This is a genomic window from Micromonospora rhizosphaerae (genome assembly GCF_900091465.1).
In the GTDB taxonomy this organism is placed as follows: Bacteria; Actinomycetota; Actinomycetes; order Mycobacteriales; family Micromonosporaceae; genus Micromonospora; species Micromonospora rhizosphaerae.
Window position 1 is genome coordinate 2,631,585 of the sequence record NZ_FMHV01000002.1, and the last position, 16,802, is coordinate 2,648,386.

The 16,802-nt window shown below is 73.0% G+C and carries 15 protein-coding genes and 5 tRNA genes; 10 read left to right on the top strand and 10 right to left on the bottom strand.

All coding sequences use genetic code 11. The annotated features are described in order from the left end of the window. Positions 1–444: 444 nt before the first annotated feature. Together GA0070624_RS12660 and GA0070624_RS12665 are read right to left on the bottom strand one after the other, a co-directional pair. Positions 445–1,608 carry a cytochrome P450 gene (locus GA0070624_RS12660; RefSeq protein WP_091340705.1) on the bottom strand — a complete coding sequence of 388 codons (1,164 nt, stop codon included), beginning with the start codon at positions 1,606–1,608 and terminating at the stop codon, positions 445–447. 9 nt (positions 1,609–1,617) lie between these two features. Beyond that, complete coding sequence (locus GA0070624_RS12665) at positions 1,618–2,286, bottom strand: class I SAM-dependent methyltransferase (RefSeq protein ID WP_091340707.1); 669 nt, start codon at positions 2,284–2,286, stop codon at positions 1,618–1,620. Between the two features lie 177 nt (positions 2,287–2,463). On the opposite strand from GA0070624_RS12665, the gene GA0070624_RS12670 reads away from it, so the two are divergent. Together GA0070624_RS12670 and GA0070624_RS12675 are read left to right on the top strand one after the other, a co-directional pair. Beyond that, positions 2,464–3,276 (top strand): hypothetical protein, encoded by an 813-nt coding sequence (locus GA0070624_RS12670; RefSeq protein WP_091340710.1) that lies wholly within the window; start codon positions 2,464–2,466, stop codon positions 3,274–3,276. Between the two features lie 85 nt (positions 3,277–3,361). Next, entirely contained in the window at positions 3,362–4,615 is a 1,254-nt protein-coding gene (locus GA0070624_RS12675) for an alkane 1-monooxygenase (protein WP_091340713.1), read from the top strand. On the opposite strand, the gene GA0070624_RS12680 is transcribed toward GA0070624_RS12675, so the two are convergent. Together GA0070624_RS12680 and GA0070624_RS12685 are read right to left on the bottom strand one after the other, a co-directional pair. Next, the gene (locus GA0070624_RS12680; RefSeq protein ID WP_091340716.1) at positions 4,507–5,082 is read right to left on the bottom strand and encodes a TIGR03086 family metal-binding protein; all 576 of its coding nucleotides are present in this window, start codon (positions 5,080–5,082) and stop codon (positions 4,507–4,509) included. The two genes, GA0070624_RS12675 and GA0070624_RS12680, sit on opposite strands and share 109 nt — an antisense overlap. 56 nt (positions 5,083–5,138) lie before the next feature. Next, entirely contained in the window at positions 5,139–5,741 is a 603-nt protein-coding gene (locus GA0070624_RS12685; protein WP_091340719.1) for a TetR/AcrR family transcriptional regulator, read from the bottom strand. 191 nt (positions 5,742–5,932) lie between these two features. On the opposite strand from GA0070624_RS12685, the gene GA0070624_RS12690 reads away from it, so the two are divergent. From GA0070624_RS12690 to GA0070624_RS12700, 3 genes are all read left to right on the top strand, one after another. Continuing rightward, positions 5,933–6,005: transfer RNA gene (locus GA0070624_RS12690), tRNA-Gly, on the top strand. A gap of 34 nt (positions 6,006–6,039) precedes the next feature. Beyond that, a tRNA-Cys gene (locus GA0070624_RS12695) sits at positions 6,040–6,110 on the top strand. Positions 6,111–6,123: 13 nt separating this feature from the next. Then, positions 6,124–6,198: transfer RNA gene (locus GA0070624_RS12700), tRNA-Val, on the top strand. A gap of 88 nt (positions 6,199–6,286) precedes the next feature. On the opposite strand, the gene GA0070624_RS12705 is transcribed toward GA0070624_RS12700, so the two are convergent. Further along, entirely contained in the window at positions 6,287–6,535 is a 249-nt protein-coding gene (locus GA0070624_RS12705; protein ID WP_091340723.1) for a DUF6458 family protein, read from the bottom strand. A gap of 160 nt (positions 6,536–6,695) precedes the next feature. On the opposite strand from GA0070624_RS12705, the gene GA0070624_RS12710 reads away from it, so the two are divergent. The 3 genes from GA0070624_RS12710 (at position 6,696) to GA0070624_RS36370 (ending at position 8,742) form a co-directional block, all read left to right on the top strand. Further along, positions 6,696–6,768 (top strand) — tRNA-Gly (locus GA0070624_RS12710). Positions 6,769–6,827: 59 nt separating this feature from the next. Continuing rightward, positions 6,828–6,902 (top strand) — tRNA-Val (locus GA0070624_RS12715). A 187-nt stretch (positions 6,903–7,089) separates the two neighbouring features. Then, on the top strand, positions 7,090–8,742 hold the full coding sequence (locus GA0070624_RS36370; protein ID WP_091340726.1) for a PKD domain-containing protein: 1,653 nt from the start codon (positions 7,090–7,092) through the stop codon (positions 8,740–8,742). Positions 8,743–8,853: 111 nt separating this feature from the next. Here GA0070624_RS36370 and GA0070624_RS12725 read toward each other — a convergent pair whose 3' ends face one another. Then, the gene (locus GA0070624_RS12725; RefSeq protein ID WP_091340730.1) at positions 8,854–9,444 is read right to left on the bottom strand and encodes a hypothetical protein; all 591 of its coding nucleotides are present in this window, start codon (positions 9,442–9,444) and stop codon (positions 8,854–8,856) included. Between the two features lie 717 nt (positions 9,445–10,161). On the opposite strand from GA0070624_RS12725, the gene GA0070624_RS12730 reads away from it, so the two are divergent. Further along, the gene (locus tag GA0070624_RS12730; RefSeq protein WP_091340732.1) at positions 10,162–11,181 is read left to right on the top strand and encodes an NAD-dependent epimerase/dehydratase family protein; all 1,020 of its coding nucleotides are present in this window, start codon (positions 10,162–10,164) and stop codon (positions 11,179–11,181) included. Between the two features lie 85 nt (positions 11,182–11,266). On the opposite strand, the gene GA0070624_RS12735 is transcribed toward GA0070624_RS12730, so the two are convergent. Continuing rightward, positions 11,267–12,241, bottom strand: coding sequence for an Acg family FMN-binding oxidoreductase (locus GA0070624_RS12735; protein WP_091340735.1), 975 nt, complete (start codon positions 12,239–12,241; stop codon positions 11,267–11,269). 189 nt (positions 12,242–12,430) lie between these two features. Between GA0070624_RS12735 and GA0070624_RS12740 the strand changes: the two genes are divergently transcribed. Beyond that, entirely contained in the window at positions 12,431–13,069 is a 639-nt protein-coding gene (locus tag GA0070624_RS12740; protein ID WP_091340738.1) for a response regulator, read from the top strand. Between the two features lie 40 nt (positions 13,070–13,109). Here the strand turns inward: GA0070624_RS12740 and GA0070624_RS12745 are convergent, their stop codons facing one another. The 3 genes from GA0070624_RS12745 to GA0070624_RS12755 form a co-directional block, all read right to left on the bottom strand. Beyond that, positions 13,110–14,783, bottom strand: a complete 1,674-nt coding sequence (locus GA0070624_RS12745; RefSeq protein ID WP_176732012.1) for a GAF domain-containing sensor histidine kinase — start codon at positions 14,781–14,783, stop codon at positions 13,110–13,112. Positions 14,784–14,875: 92 nt separating this feature from the next. Beyond that, positions 14,876–15,886, bottom strand: a complete 1,011-nt coding sequence (locus GA0070624_RS12750; RefSeq protein WP_091340745.1) for an Acg family FMN-binding oxidoreductase — start codon at positions 15,884–15,886, stop codon at positions 14,876–14,878. 37 nt (positions 15,887–15,923) lie between these two features. After that, positions 15,924–16,790 (bottom strand): universal stress protein, encoded by an 867-nt coding sequence (locus GA0070624_RS12755; RefSeq protein ID WP_091348729.1) that lies wholly within the window; start codon positions 16,788–16,790, stop codon positions 15,924–15,926. Between the last annotated feature and the right edge of the window lie 12 nt (positions 16,791–16,802).

Sequence of the window (16,802 nt, forward strand, 5' to 3'; positions counted from 1 at the left end):
TCCCCCGAACCGCTTCGTCAATCCACGTAAGGTGATCATGCGCCGACGCTACGAACCGGACCGGTCCGGTCACTCCCGCTGATCGGCACCGATGCACCCTGACTTTCGTCGGCCCTCCCGCCTGCGATCGGCCCGTCCCGTTCCCCTCGCCCCAGGGGCCTGTGGAGCTTGCCCGCATGGACGGGGCGGCGCGGCGCCGGGAGCGCGCCCTCCCTTCGGCGGTCCGGAACCAGGGCGACGCAGACCCTTTGGGAGCTGCCCGCACGGACGGGGCGGCACCGTGAAACGGCCCACCGCCCGGGCCGCGGTCGCCCACTCCGCGACCGCACAGTTGCGGTAGCACTGACGGGGCACCTCCAAAGGAGGTCGGCAGCCCAATGGAGCTCGGGCTCTCCGCTGGGGGTCGTGCGAGGTCGGCGAGCTGCGACCGAGCCGGTGCCAGGCTCAGCCGCGGCGGATGACGAATGCGTCCGGCATCCGGAACGTGAGGTTGTCCGGACACCAGGGCGGCCGGACCACGGTCACCCCGTCCAGCAGCGGCGCTGCCTCGGCCACCACCACCGCCGCCTCCATCCGGGCCAGTTGCGCGCCCACGCAGCGGTGCGCCCCCGCGCCGAAGGCGAGGTGCCGGCGTGATCCGCGCTGGCCGGGCCGGAAGCCGGCCGGGTCCGCCACCAGCTCCGGGTCCCGACCCGCACGGGCCAGCCAGAGCACGATGCTCGTGCCCGCCGGCACCGCCGTCCCGCCCAGCGTGGTGTCGACCGACGCCACCCGTCGCCAGGTGACGATCGGCGGCTCCAGCCGCAGTCCCTCCTCCACCACGTCGGCGACGGCGACCTGCCCGCCGCGCAGGCCCGCCCGGACCTCCGGTTCGCCGGTCAGCCGGTGCAGCAGCAGGGTGAGGAACTGCGAGGTGGTCTCCTGCCCGGCGACCAGCAGGAAGAACAGCGCGCCGACCACCACGTCGCGGGAGTGCCCGGCGGCCCGCAGCCGGGCGGCCAGCCCGCCACCCGTGGCGGCGAAATCGCGCAGCACGGTGTGGAACCGGCCGACCTCGGCGGCCAGCGCCCGCTGCCGGTCGGCGTCCAGCGGCGCCCAGAACAGCTCCAGCGCGGCCCGGGCGAACCCCTTCACTGCGCCGACCGGGGCGTCGGGCAGCTCGACCAGGCGGGCCAGCACCAGCAGCGGCAGGTCGGCGGCGAGTTCGGCGTACAGGTCGACGGGTTGGCCCGCGTCCAGGGCGGCGGCGAGCCGGTCCACCCGCTGCCGGACCAGCGCGGTCAGCCAGGGTTGCTGCGCCGCCACCCGGGTGGGGTGCAGCGCGTCGGCGACCAGCGCCCGGATCTCCGGGTGGCTGGCGCCGGCGTTGTTGGCCAGCGTCGGCGGCAGCCGGAACCGATGCCCGGCGAGCACCCGCAGCGCGGCCACCGGGATCGGGGTCACCGCGTCCAGGGCGTTGTCCGGTCGGAAGGTGACCGGATCGGTGAGCACCTGCCGGACCAGCGCGTGCCGGGTGACCACCAGGTGGCCGACGCCGACGTGGTCGACCACGGTCGCCACATCGGGCCACCGCCCGTCGACGGCCTCCCCCCAGCCCCGGAACAGCACGCCGTCACGCTAGCGGGCGGTCCCCGGCGGCGCGGCGTTCAGTTCCAACACGGTGGTGTGCTTCACCCGTACGCTCTCCAGCGCCTCCGTCACCGGCACGTCGTACGCGGCCAGCTCGCGGAAACGGTCGCGGGGCAGGAACGCCCGGCCCGGGTCGCCGACCAGCACCCGGGCGCCGGACCGGGCGGCCCGGAGCAGGAAGCGCAGCATCCGCTTCGCCATCGCCTCGCTGTAGAAGACGTCCCCGGCGAGCACGATCTCGGCGTCCCCGGCGTCGCCGTCCAGAACGTCGCCGAACTCCGCGTCGACGCGTACCCCATTGGCCTCGGCGTTGAGCGCGACCGCCGCGACGGCGCGCTCGTCGACCTCGACGGCGCGGACGGTGGCCGCGCCGGCCCGGGCGGCGGCGATGGCGACCAGGCCGGAGCCGGAGGCGAGGTCCAGCACCCGGCGGCCGGCGACCGCCTCGGGATGGTCGGTGACGTAGCGGGCCAGCCCCTGACCGCCGGCCCAGGCGAAGGCCCAGAACGGCGGGGGCTGGGCGCTGCGGAACTCGCCCTCGGTCAGCTCCCAGAGGCCGATCGGCTCGTCGGCCTGGTGCAGCCGCAGCTCGGGGACGAAGGCGACCGGGGCGAGCCGGGCGTGCAGCCGGACGAAGGCCGCGGACAGGTCGGACACCCGGTGATTCTCTCCCGGCTGGGATCTCGGGCGTGTCGCGGGGAGCGGTGACCGGTTCACCACTGTCGGTGAAACCGGCCCCCGCGGTTGGCGATCGGTGCGAACACGCCCGTCTACCGGCTTCCCCGCACCGTTCATAGCGTTGCCAGGTGGACGCGCCCGAGGGACGAGGCGGTGATGAGCGTGTGGCGGTACGTGCTGCGGATCGGGGTGGTGCTGACCTGTCTGCCGGGGGCGGGCCTCGGGGCGGCCGTGCCGGCGCGGGCGGCGGCCGGCTTCGCCACCGAGTTGAGCGGCCTGCCGGACGAGTTCACCGCCGGCGAACGGCTGGAGACCCTCTCCGCGGTGGTCTCCCGGCAGGACGGTGGCGGCTGCGTCAAGGTGCGTTGGTCGATGGTGCTCAGCGTGCAGGGGCTGCGGCTGGACCAGGTGAAGATGGACCGGGTGGAGGAGGGCGGTTCCTTCCCCCTGGAGATCCGCACCGAGGGGGACGTGGCCCGGCTGACCGACCGGCAGCTCGACCCGGGCACGCTCTGTCCGGGCCGAACGGTCACCGCCCGCTACCGGGTGGCCTTCGCCGAGGACGTCACCCGGGGGCGGGTGAGCTTCGCCGCTGAGGCGTACGACCAGGACCTGCGGCTGCTCGCCCGGCAGACCGCGACCCGGCAGGTGATCGGGGACGGCGTCGACGCGGCGCCGAGCGAGGCGGCGGCGCCGGAGCCGACGGAGGGCAGCGTGGAGCCGACGCCGGACGACGCCACCGAGGAGGCGACGCCCACCGACGAGGCGGTGGGCGAGCTGCCGCCGCCCGGGGCGGCGGCCCGGCCGTTGGCGCAGTCGGGCGGCTTCGGGGTGGTCCAGGCCGCCTTCCTGCTGGGTGGCCTGATGCTCTTCCTCGGCGCCGGCCTGCTGATCCGGATGCGGTACCTGCTGCGCCGGGCCGAGGGCGTGGCGGAGGACGGGCCCGCCGCCCGAACGCGATGGCGGTAGCTCGCGCTTTACAAAATGTCGCCTCTTGTAAAAGCCAGTGACGGCTGCCACAGTCAGGGAGGAGCCAAGAGATCGGAGGCTGACGATGACCACCGACGCGACCACCCCACCCCTGGCCTGGCGCGACACCCGCAAGCTGCTCTGGCCGCTGGCCCTGCTCGTCCCGGTCCTGCCCTTCACCGCGTGGTCGATCTGGCACTCCACCGGGGGCGCCTGGGCCTGGTGGCTCACCCCGGTGGTCGTATTCGGGCTGATCCCGGTGATCGACCTGCTGATCGGTGAGGACCGGCGCAACCCGCCCGACGAGGTGGTGCCCCGCCTGGCGGCCGACGGCTACTACCGCTGGCTGACCTACCTCTACCTGCCCGCCCAGTACGCGGCGCTGGCGCTCTGCTGCGCGGTCTGGGCGCGGGGCGACCTGTCCTGGATCGGCGCGGCCGGGCTGGTCTTCACCGTCGGGGTGGTCAACGGCATCGCCATCAACACCGCGCACGAGCTGGGCCACAAGCGGGAGACCATGGAGCGCTGGCTGTCGAAGGTGGCCCTCGCGCCCACCGGCTACGGGCACTTCTACGTCGAGCACAACCGCGGCCACCACACCCGGGTCGCCACCCCTGAGGATCCGGCCAGCGCGCGGCTGGGGGAGAGCGTCTGGGCGTTCTGGCCGCGTACCGTCTGCGGAAGCCTGCGCTCGGCCTGGCGCCTGGAGACGAGCCGGTTCCGCATCCGTGGCCGCAACCCCTGGACGTGGCGCAACGACATCCTCACCGCCTGGGCGATGACCCTGGTGCTCTACGGCGTGCTGATGCTCGCCTTCGGCCCCGGGGTGCTGCCCTTCCTGCTGCTCCAGGCCGTGATCGGCTTCTCCCTGCTCGAGGTGGTCAACTACCTGGAGCATTACGGACTGGCCCGGCAGCACACCGCCGCGGGCCGGTACGAGAAGGTCGATCCACAGCACAGCTGGAACAGCGACCGGACGGTCACCAACGTCTTCCTCTTTCAGCTCCAGCGGCACAGCGACCACCACGCCAACCCGCTGCGCCGCTACCAGACGTTGCGCAGCTTCGACTCCTCGCCGCAGCTGCCGGCCGGCTACGCCACCATGGTGGTCGCCGCGTTGGTCCCGCCGGTCTGGCGGCGGGTGATGGACCACCGGGTGCTCGCCCACTACGGCGGCGACCTCGAGTTGGCCAACGTCCACCCGCCGGCCCTGCGCCGGCTGCGGGCGCTCTACGGCGCCCAGTCCGGGTCCCGGCCGAACGCCGCGATCAGCCGGTCCTGCTCGTCGGCGTCGGCGGGCACCTCCAGCCCCGGCCGGACCAGCTCGCCCCGCTGGTAGTCGGAGATCCGCCCGGCGAACCACCGGGCGCACTCGCGCACCGCTTCGGGGTCCAACCGCGGATCCGCGCCGATCGCCACCGCCAGGTCCCATCCGTGTACGAGGTGCTCGGCGACGAGCTGGTGCAGGTACTCGTCCGCCGGGGTGTCGCCGATGGAGAGGTGGACGATGGCGTCCAGCGCGCCCGGGTGGGCGGCCGCCAGCTCCGCCTGGGCGGCCGCCTCTCGGGCCGTCCTGGCCGGGTCGGCGCCGAGCTGGTCGCCGTCGTAGCGGTCGCCGACCTGCTCGATGGTCCTTCCGGCCAGCAGGGCCACGCTCCAGCGGTCCTCGCTCACCACGTGGTTGACCAGCATGCGGACGTCCCAGCCTGGGCAGGGCGTCGGATCCGACCACTGCCCAGGGCCGACCTCGCCGACCCGGTCGGTGAACTCGGCCAGGCTGCGTCGGTAGCTCTCCAGCAGGTCCATGTCGCTGATTGTGGCGGCTGCTGCGGCCGGTCCGGGAGGATTTGCCCGGTCGGTGGTCAGTCGAGCTGGGCCGGTTCCAGGCCCAGCTCCCGGGCGGCGACCAAGCGGATCCACTCGGCGATCTGCCGGCGGGTGATCACCCGGTCGTGCACCGCGAGCTGTACGGCGAGGCCGTCCATCACCGCGTTGATCCGCCACGCGGCGCCGGCCGGGTCCGCGCAGTCGAAGGTGCCGTCGGCCACCCCCTCGGAGATCACGCCGGCCAGGTCCTGCCGCCAGCGCAGGTCGAGCCGGCGCGAGACCTTCTCCAGCTCGGGGGTGCGCAGCGACTCCGCCCAGCCGTCGATCCAGACGGACCAGGAGGTGGATCGGCCTGCCGGGGTGTAGCGGCGCAGCATCCGCCGCAGCTTGATCAACGGCGGGGCGGAGGAGTGCACCACCGCGTCGAGCCGGGCCAGATCCTGCTCGACGGCGTACGCGAAGGCCTGCGCGAGCATCCGCTCCTTGGTGGCGAAGTGGTAGAAGACCAGCGCCTGGCTCACCCCCGCAGCCTCCGCCACGTCGGCGGTGCGAGTGTTCGCCAGGCCACGTTCGGCGATCACGTCACAGGCCGTGTGCAACAGGGCATCCAGGCGGATTTCGGCGGCACGTCTCGTCACGCCGGCTACCGTAGCCGATCGATCCAAGCACAGGGAGTCACCAACACGGCCGGTCGAGCAGGGAGGTGCCCGACACCCGGCGGGCGACCAGGATCACCCGTTCGGGACGCGCCGGAGGGGGCCCCCGATTTGGCAACCGTTCCCCGCCTCGGCTAAAGTTCTCATCCGTTACCGGGGAACGCCGGTGGCACGCGGACGTAGCGCAGTTGGTAGCGCATCACCTTGCCAAGGTGAGGGTCGCGGGTTCGAGTCCCGTCGTCCGCTCGGAGATGCCGCCATGGATGTCGGGGGCAACCTCGGTGGAGTGGCCGAGAGGCGAGGCAACGGCCTGCAAAGCCGTGTACACGGGTTCAAATCCCGTCTCCACCTCGGCAGTAGACGAGGGCGATTGGCGCAGTGGGAGCGCGCTTCCTTGACACGGAAGAGGTCACTGGTTCAAACCCAGTATCGCCCACCAGTTGGATGAGCAGGTCAAAAGGCTCGTCACCGGACATCGGTGACGAGCCTTTTGATTTCCGGACCTGCTCCGTCGGCAACCGGTCGGGTCACAGCGGCGGGCCGACGTCCCGGCGCTCGTCCACCCGCCGGTACTCCACCGGCTCCGCCGGCTCGGCCGTGGTGACCACCTCGCGGCGGCGACCCCAGACCAGCGTGGTCATGATGAGGCCGAGTACGCCGGCCGCCATCAGGATCCAGCCGACGACGTCGAGGTTGACCCCGCCGATGCTGGCGTTGAGCGCGAAGGTGAGGATCGCGCCGACCGCGATCAGGAAGATGCTGGTACCGATTCCCACGACAGCCTCCTTCAGGGGGACGTGGTGCGCTGTCGAGGAGGGTCAGTACCCAGCTGGCAACCAGCGCAATCACCCGGCCCGTTCAAAGCGGTGGGGGCACCCGTACGGCGATCTTGTCATCGGGTAGAGTTCACCCGTCGCCGACGAGAGCCGGCGGCATGCGGACGTAGCGCAGTTGGTAGCGCATCACCTTGCCAAGGTGAGGGTCGCGGGTTCGAGTCCCGTCGTCCGCTCGCGATCCGCCCCTCGCGGGGCGACCGCCGCCGGTCGCAGCGGGCGCCGGCGGGCGCGCGGGCGATTGGCGCAGTGGGAGCGCGCTTCCTTGACACGGAAGAGGTCACTGGTTCAAACCCAGTATCGCCCACCATCGACAGCGGCACGGGTTCGCTCCCGGGGCCGCTGATTCTTTTCCGGGCCCCGTTCGGCCCCCGCGATTGACCACATCGGTAACTTCACACCGCCGAGGCAGCCCTCCTTGGTCCGCCCGACGGGCCATGGAACGGTGGGCCCTGCCCGTGACAGGGTGAGGGCTCGCGGACCAGGGAGGCGATCGCATGCGGTCAGGCACCGGACGGCCCTGGAGGCGCGCGGTCGGTCGGCTCGGCGTCGCCGCCCTGCTGGCCGCGGCGGGGATCGTGGTCGGGGGCTCACCCGCGCAAGCGACGGCCACCCGGACGGTGGCGTTCTGGAGCATGGACGAGCCGCCTGGGGCGACCGTGCTGAAGGACAGTAGCGGTAACGGCCGGGACGGCACGATCGGCGCCGAGGTGGTGACGGGCGCGCTCTACGCCGGGGCGACCGGCCACCGGTTCGCCTACCACCGGCCCACGGACATGGAGTACGTCCCGGAGCACATCAACCGGGTTCCGCACAGCACCGACTTCAACCCGGACGCGGGGGACTTCTCGTTCACCGTCCGCTACCGCACGACGCACTCCTTCGGCAACATCATGCAGAAGGGGCAGGGCGGGACCTCGGGCGGCTACTGGAAGTTCGAAGCGCCGAGCGGCATGCCGAGGTGCCTGTTCCGCGGCGGCGACGGCTCCTCGCGTACCGGCTACACGGGCGTGTCGATCGCGGACGGGCAGTGGCACACGGTCACCTGCAATCGCACCTCGACCTATGTGGAGATGTACGTCGACGGAGTGCGGACCAGCCGGCTGACCGGGCCGACCGGCACCATCGCGAACTCCTGGCAGCTCTCCATCGGCGGCAAGAGCTCCTGCGACGGCGTGAACGTCACCTGCGACTACTTCGCCGGCGACATCGACTACATCAAGATCCTGAAGGGTTCGGGCGGCACCGCCAACCAGCCGCCCGTCGCCGACCTCGCCCCGTCGTGTTCCGGGCTGGTCTGCACGTTCTCGGCCGCCGGCTCCAGCGACGCGGACGGCGCGATCCAGGACCACCGCTGGGACTTCGGCGACGGATCCACCGCCGACACCGACTCCGTACCGACCACCTCGCACACTTACGCCGCGGCCGGCACCTACCCCGTCACGCTCACCGTGACCGACGATCGGGGTGCCACGGACACGGCGACCACGCAGCTCACCGTCGCGCCGATCGCCGAGCGGATCTCCTTCGTCGGGCAGGCCACCGCGAACGCGAACGTCGTGACGCACTCCCTCGTGGTGCCGGCCGGGGTCCAGACGGGTGACGCCCTGGTGCTGTTCCTCAGCCAGAACACCCACGCCACCACGGGTGAGCCCACCGGCGTGACCGGCTGGACCCGGCTGGACCGGATCGACGGCGGCAACGCCACCACCACGGCGTGGCAGAAGGTGGCGGCTGCCGGAGACGCCGGCTCGACGGTCCGGGTGACCCTGGGCGCGCAGTCGAAGGGCAACTTCGTGCTCGCCGCCTACCGGGGCGTGAACCCGACGCAGCCGGTGAACGCGGTCGCGGCCGCCACGGACACGGCCAGCTCCGCCGTGCGGGTCACCCCGTACGCCGCCGTCGCGGCGGAACAGAGCTGGGGCGTGTCGTACTGGATGCACGGCGACGGCCTCTCCACCGCGCTCACGCCGCCCCCCGGGGTCGAGGTCCGCAGCAACAGCTCGCAGACGGGCGGCGGGCGGGTGACGGGGCTGCTCGCCGACTCGGGAAGCTCGGTGCCGACCGGCAGTTACGGCGGGCTGACCGCCACCGCGGCCGCCGCCAGCACCACCACGACGACCTGGACGGTCATCCTCCAGCCGGCCTGATCCGCGGCAGGTGTCGGTCCACATCTGGTCGGGTTGCTTCTGGAACGGCGCTGGATATGCCGCTGGCCGGCACCCGTGTTCGGGTGCCGGCCAGCGGCTTGGTGCTCTGTGTCAGTTGTTCCAGTGCTGGGTGACCAGGTCGGCGGCCTGCTGTTCCCACTGGGCGTAGGCGTGCGGGTAGGCCGACACCTGCACCGTCTGGGCGGCCTCGGTCAGCGGCATGTCCTGCCAGCCGTCGACCTGCTTGAGGCCCTTGAGGAACGCCATGGTCGAGTACTGCGGGTCGGTGATCTGCTCCGGGGTGCCCCAACCCGAGGACGGGCGCTGCTGGAACAGGCCCAGCGAGTCGTGGTCGTTGCGCTCCCCCAGGTGACCCAGGTTCTCCAGCTTCGACTCCTGCAGGCTGGTGGCGATCGAGACCACCGCGGCCCGCTCGTCCATGCCGGACTTCTTCGTCGCGGCGATGATCGCCTTGACGTTACCGATCTGCTCCTTGTTCAGGTCGATCCGCGACTGGGTGCCCTGCACACCATGCGGAATCAGCTTGCCCTTGTCCACACCCGGCTTGTCGGCCTGCACGACGGCGACGGGCTTGGCGTCCACCGGGGCGGCGGCGTGGGCGGTGGCCGGGCCGGCGAACACGCCACCGGTGAAGGCCAGACCAGCGATACCGAGCACGCTCTTACGCAGCATCGAGTTCATGATCAAAGCTCCAATTCGGGGGTCAGGCACACCCACCCGATAGGGGGCCGGGTAGATGCGCACGCACCACGGACGGGCGCTCAAAAAGTCTTCGGGGGAAAGATCCGACCGCCGGGCGGGGCTGCCTCACGGCGCCGGGACCATGTGCAAACGACCGGCGGCCCACCAGCATTCCGGGGCCCGTCCACCAGCCCCCAGATCAGGGGGCGGCCCTCGGTCGTACGCCAGGTATAACGACCCCACCCCGGCCACGATTCCGACCCCACAATGCCACCGGTCACACCTGGAATCGGACAATCCGGCACCGAAATCGCCCAGATGGCTACGTCCCCCGCCGCCCGGACAGCCGAATACGCCGGACACCGAGGCCGTTGCGCCGAGCCGCGGCGGAACCGGGCGCCGGAACCTCCGGGCGGGACAGCCCGCACACGCCAATCAGCGATATGCCTCTCAGGCATATTGGTCAATCGGCATAGGGACCCCCGGCGAAGAAACCCGATGCGAGGTCGGCCGGGGAGAAACCCGGAAAAAGCCCGTCGAGGCCGCGACGGAACCCGGCCCGACGTCGGCCGGGAAGGTGCCGGGCGGCCTCAAACCTTTCGGCTGATGCGGCCGCGGCGGCGTGAGGACGACAACGACGCACCTTCTGCCCTGAGCAGATCCGCTCACCGTGAACACCCCTCACCTGCGGCGGCAGCGCACGGCAGGCTGGGAGCCATGAGACTCCTGGTGCTGGGCGGAACGGGGTTTGTCGGCGGGGCCATCGTGTCGGAGGGGGTACGTCGTCGCGGCTGGTCGGTGACGGTGTTCAACCGGGGGCTGCACGGCGGCGTGCCGGCGGTCGTACACCGGTTGCGGGGTGATCGGACCGCGCCCGACGGGCTGTCGGCGTTGGCCGGCGGCGAGTGGGACCTGGTGGTGGACACCTGGGACGGCGCGCCCCGGGCGGTGCGGGACGCGGCCCGGGCGCTGGTCGGTAAGGCGCGCCATTACGTCTACGTCTCCAGCGGCTCGGTCTACGCGGAGCCGGTCGAGCCGGGCTCGGACGAGGACGCGCCGACGGTCGAGGCCGCCGCCGCCGCGGTCGACGGCGACTACGCGCAGTCGAAGGCGGGTGGGGAGCGGGCCGCCGTGGAGGTCTTCGGCGATCATGCGCTGCTGGTCCGGGCCGGGTTGATCCTCGGGCCGGGGGAGGACATCGGGCGGCTGCCCTGGTGGCTGACCCGGATCGCCCGGGGCGGCGAGGTGCTGGCACCGGGCCCGCGCGATCTGCCGCTGCAGTACGTCGACGTGCGGGACCTGGCGACCTGGCTGTTGGACCGGGGCGCGGAGGGCGTCGGCGGGGCGTACAACGTGGTGAGCCGGACCGGGCACGCGACGATGGGTGAGCTGCTCGAAACGGCGGTCGCGGTGACCGGCTCGGACGCCGTGCTGCGCTGGACGGACCCCGAGCCGATCCTCGCCGCCGGCGTCGTGCCCTGGAACGACCTGCCGATCTGGGTCCCGCTCGGCCATGAGTACCGCTGGTTGCAGGAGCGCGGCGTGGAGCGGGCGTACGCGGCCGGGCTGGTCTGCCGTCCGGTGGCCGAGACGGTCGCCGACACCTGGCGGTGGCTGCGGGAGGTGGGGCAGGTGCCGCCGCGCGCCGGCCGACCGGCGCGGGCCGCGGTGGGGCTTGACCCGGAGCGGGAGGCGGCGCTGCTGGCGGCCGTGACGGGCACCGCCGCACCGGCCTGACCCGGGCGGCGCGGTGGGTGGGAAACGGTCGCCCGAGCGTCGGGTCCGGATTGCCGTCGCGCGAGGGCCGCGTCGGGCGGGGCGATCAGGCCGGCACTACCGGCAGATCGAGCACCTCGTCCACCGATCGCCGCGGCGTCGGCCGCCCCGGCTGGCCGTACCCGATCCGCATGACCATCTGCGGCGTGCCGAAGCGGCCCAGCGACAGCCGCAGTGCCTCCCGCGCCCCCGGCACCTCGATGGGCTGGGAGATCATCGAGACGCTCAGCCCGGCGTCGGTGGCGGTGAGCAGCACCCGCTGCAGGGCCTGGCCGGCGATGATCTGGTCCATGGCGGTGTTCCCCGCCGACCCGAGTACCGCGACCAGCGGCTCCGGCTCGAAGTCCCGACCCGGCGCCCGGTTTCGCCCGCCGAAGCCGCGCTGCGGGAGCAGGTCCTGCGGCTCGCTCTGCGGGCCGCCGGCGGTGGCCGGCACCCCGTCCGGGGCGGGCTCCGAGCGGATCCACTCGGCCCGCTCGGCCACGTAGGCCGGGTCGCGCTCCAGCACCCGGTGGGCGCTGCGGGCGATCTCGGCGAGAGCGTTGACCGCGCTGTTGCCGATCAGCAGCTCCAGCCAGCACTGCTCGGCCCGGGCCGCCTCACCGAGCCGCCACCGCGCGTCCGCGGGCACCGGATCGGGCCAGAAGGGCGCGCGGTTGCTGAACCGGCGGTCGATGGCCGCGTACAGGCTCTGCTCGGTCGGGGTGGGACGGCGCGGCAGGTCCGGCACCAGCCGGGCCACCACGTCCGGCTCGGCGGGGTACGGCCGCAGCCGGACGGTGGCCGGCGTGCCGGCGACGGCCAGCGCGAGCCGCAGGTTGAACAGCGCCGCCCCGCAGGCGATCCGGGCGCCCCAGCCGTTCGGGTCGGTGGCGGGCAGCCGCCGTAGCGGGTCGACGGAGAGCTCGATCGCGCCGTCGCGCAGCCGGAACCGCCACGGCTGGGTGTTGTGCAGCGACGGTGCCCGGACGGCGTCGATGGCGGCGGCCCTGAGCTGCTCGACGGTGAAGCCGATGGTCATGGTGGTGCTCCTTCCGTGGCAGGCCGTGCCGCCCCCCGGTTGGTTCCCTCCCACGGTGCGTCAACCAGGGCCTTCGCGCGCAGGGCCGGAGGTCCCGTTCCCACCGGGCCCGACTGCCCGGCGCGGGCGCGCCGCGGTAGGGACCTTCGGCCCGTGTGAATCGCCCGGCTGACCGGGTAGAAACGAGGGATGATCCGGGTGTTCCTGCTCGACGACCACGAGGTCGTCCGTCGTGGCCTTGCGGACCTGCTGCAGAGCAGCGGCGACATCGAGGTGGTCGGCGAGTCCGGCTCCGCCCAGGAGGCGGCCCGCCGCATCCCCGCGCTCCGCCCCGACGTGGCGATCCTCGACGCCCGGCTGCCCGACGGCAACGGCATCGACGTGTGCCGGGACGTCCGGGCGATGGACTCCTCGATCAAGGGTCTGATCCTCACCTCGTACGAGGACGACGAGGCGCTCTTCGCGGCGATCATGGCCGGCGCCTCCGGCTACGTGCTCAAGCAGATCCGCGGCACCGACCTGGTGGACGCGGTGCGCCGGGTGGCCGCCGGCCAGTCCCTGCTCGACCCGGCGATCACCACCCGGGTGCTGGAGCGGATCCGCAGCGGCGTCGAGCAGCCGCGCGAGCTGAAGAGCCTCACCGAGCAGGAGCGGCGGATCCTGGAGTACGTGGCCGAGGGGCTCACCAACCGGGAAATCGCCGGCAAGATGTTCCTGGCCGAGAAGACGGTGAAGAACTACGTCTCGAGCGTGCTGGCCAAGCTCGGCCTGGAACGGCGTACCCAGGCCGCGGTGCTGGCCACCCGGCTGCTCGGCAAGAGCCACTGACCGCGGCCCGCTGAGGGCCGGCGGGGCGGGACCGGCCGGCTCAGTCGCGCAGCGGGACGCTCCAGCGCACCTCGGTGCCGTGCGGGATCACCCGGCTGAGCTGGAAGTCGCCGCCCAGCCGCTCGGCCCGCTCGCGCAGGTTGACCAGGCCGCTGCGGGCCGCCTCCGGATCGCAGCCGACACCGTTGTCGGTCACCGTCACGGTCACCCAGCCGGCCTCGACCTTCACCGCCACCGCCACCCGGTCGGCCTGCGCGTGGCGTACCGCGTTGGAGAGCCCCTCCCGGAGCACGGCCGTGAGCTCCGGGCGCAGCGCGTCCGGGACGGCGCTGTCGATCGGCCCGGTCAGCTCCAGCTCCGGCCGGAAGCCCAGGGACGCGGCGGCCGTCTCGATCGCCTCGCGGATCTCGGTACGCAGCGCGGCGCTCATCGGGGTGCGCAGCTCGAAGATCGTCCGCCGGATGTCCCGGATGGTGGCGTCCAGGTCGTCGACGGCGGCGTTGATCCGCTTGGCCGCCTCGGGCCGAACGTTCATCGGCGCGGCGCTCTGCAACTGCAGGCCGGTGGCGAAGAGCCGCTGGATCACCACGTCGTGCAGGTCCCGGGCGATGCGCTCGCGGTCCTCCAGGACCACCAGCAGCTCCCGTTCCTCCTGGCCGCGGGCGCGCTCCATGGCCAGCGCCGCCTGGCCGGCGAAGCTGTTCAGCAGCGCGACGTCGTCCTCGCCAGTGGGACCGTGGTCGGGCCGATGGGCGATGACCAGTACGCCGTGCAGGATGTCCGCCGCCGCGAGGGGGGAGACCACCGCCGGCCCGGCGACCACCGGAGCCGGCCACGGCGCGGCCAGGGCGAGATTGTCCAGCAGCTCGTGCCGGCGCTCGGTGACCGAGCCGGCGAAGGTGGTCTCGTCGGCGGGGAGCACCGCTCCGACCAGCTCCCGGGCCCGCTCGTCGGCCCCGTCGGCCACCTCGACGGTGAACTGGCCGGCGTCCTCGTCGTAGAGCAGCACCAGCGCCAGCTCCGCCTCGGCCACCTCCCGGGCGCGCCGGGCGACCAGGGTCAGGGCGTCGGTACGCCGGACCTCGCCGAGCAGCACCGAGGTGATCTCGGCCGTCGCGGCGAGCCAGCGTTCCCGCCGGTGGGCCAGCGCGTAGAGGCGGGCGTTCTCGATCGCCACGCCGGCCGCGGCGGCCAGCGCCACCACGATCTCCTCGTCGTCCTCGGTGAATTCCGCCGCGCCCTGCTTCTCGGCCAGGTAGAGGTTGCCGAAGACGTGGTCGCGGATGCGGACCGGCACGCCGAGGAAGCTGTGCATCGGCGGGTGGTGCTTCGGGAAGCCGTACGACTTCGGGTGCTGGGTGATGTCCGGCATGCGCAGCGGGCGGGGATCGTCGATGAGCAGCCCGAGCACTCCCCGGCCGTGCGGCAGCTCGCCGATCTTCGCGTGCAGCTCGGGGCTGATGCCGTGGATGACGAAGTCGTGCAGCATCCGGTCGGGGCCGATCACGCCGAGCGCGCCGTACTCGGCGCCGACCAGCTCGCACGCCGACTGCACGATCCGTTGCAGGGTGATGCGCAGGTCGAGGTCGGAGCCGATGCCGACCACCGCGTCCAGCAGGGCGCGCAGCCGCTCCCGGCTGGTGACCACCTCGCCGACCCGGTCCAGCATCTCCTGAAGCAGCTCGTCGAGGCGGACCCGGGACAGCGGGCTCAGGCCCAGCGACGGGGCCACGTGCTCATGCCGTGAATTCGGTTCGCTGGCCACCGGCCGATGCTATCGCCCGAAGATCGTGCGGGACGAGCCCGCTAAGAGCGCTCGCCGCGTATCGCGGAGATGTCGACCACCTGCTCGGTGGCGAGCCGCGGGGTGCTCGGCGGCCCGGCGTGCGCCGGGTCCGTGATCCCCAGCCGCAGCGCGATGTACGGGTGACCGAGCCCGGCCAGCAGCCCGCGCAGCGACTCCCGGGTGCCCTCCACCTCCACCACGGCACTGAGCGGGACCATGGACACCCCGAGCCGGGTGGCGGTGAGCCAGGCCGCGGAGAGCGCCTCGCCGGCCCGCAGCCAGTTGTCCGGTTCGTCCTCTTCGCCCCAGAGGATCGCGTAGACCGCGGCCCGGTCGTGCCCCGGGCCGACCGGCAGCGTGCCGGGGCGGCCGAAGTCGCGGGCCGGCACGCTGGTCCGCGGCGCCTGCTCGGGCAGCACCTCGGGCGGCAGCCCCGTGCCGGTGCCGGCCCGGCTGGTCCAGTACGCCAACTCCTCGCGCAGCTGCGGATCCTGCTCCTCAACCGTGGCGGCATGCTGGGCCGCGGCCGCGAGCTCGATCTTCTGGTCCTCGTCGAGCACCTGCATGTCGACGCCCTCGAGGGTGGCCGCCTTGACGATCTCGTCCAGGGCCTCCGCCGGCACCGGCTCCTCGCTGACCGGCCGGCGGTCGGTGTGCCGGACCTGCATGCACTGCACCATGTGCATCGCGTCCGGATCCGTCCCGGTGTGCTGGAACCCGCTGAGCCGGGCCAGCAGATCCGGCCGGTTCGGGTCGGGCATCCGCTCCACTACCGCGGTCCAGCCCTCGGCGGCCAGCGCCAGCCGGGCGTGGTGCAGCGCCGCGCCGCAGCTGAACGTGACCAGCCGGCCCTCCGGGTCGGTGGCGGCGAGCCGGGGCTCCCGCATTACCCGCAGCTCCAGCGCGTCGGGGAGGACCGTCCAGCGCCAGGGTTGCGTGTTGTGCACCGAGGGGGCGTGACGGGCCATCCCGGCGGCCTCCGCGAGCGAGGTGGTCAGCGGGCGCTCCGTACCCGGCGTCTCGTGGCTCATCGTCACGACCTTTCCGTTTCCCTGTTCGGAGAATCTTTCACCGTTCGCGGACCACCGCGACGGGGCAGTGCGCGTGGTGAACCAGTTGCTGACTGACCGAGCCGAGCAGCATTCCGCGCAGCCCGCCCCGGCCGCGGCTGCCGACCACCTCGAGCTGTGCCTCGCGGCTCGCCTCGACCAGCAGCGCCGCCGGGTTGCCGGGGGCCACCCGGACGTCGACCTCGACGTCCGGGAAGGTCTTCCGCCACTGGCTCAGCGCCTGCTCCACCCCCGCCCGCGCGGTGGCGGTCGCCTTCTCCGGGTCGAAGCCCGGCGGCACGAACCGCTCGCCGGGCGGCTCCCAGATGCGCATCACCCGCAGCGGTACGTCCCGCTGCGCGGCCCGTTCGACCGCGAAGCCGAGGGCCAGCAGGGAGGTGTCCGAGCCGTCCACGCCGACGACCACCGGGCCCGAGGTGGCCACCTGTCCCTCGCGGACCACCACCACCGGGCAGTGCGCGTGGGCGGTCACCGCCACCACGGTGGAGCCGGCCAGCAGACCGGCGAACCCGCCGTGCCCCCGGCTGCCGAGCGCCAGCAGAGCGGCCTCGGCCGAGCGTTCCTGCAGCACCAGGGCGGGCGGGCCGTCGAAGACCTCGCCCTGCACGGTGAGCCCCGGCCGCTCGGCGGCGGCCTCCGCCGCCGCCCTGCGGACCAGGTCCTCGACCTGCCGGCGGGCACTCTCGTCCGGCCACATGCCGGGCGCCACCCCGGGACCGAGCCAGCCGGCCACGGTCACCCACTCGAAGACGTACGCCAGGCGGACCGGCCGGCCCGAGCGGCCCGCCTCGTCCAGCGCCCAGTCGAGCGCGACCTTCGCGTCGGCGGAGCCGTCGTAACCGACCAGGATCTCGTCGCCGCTCATCGCGCCCGCGAC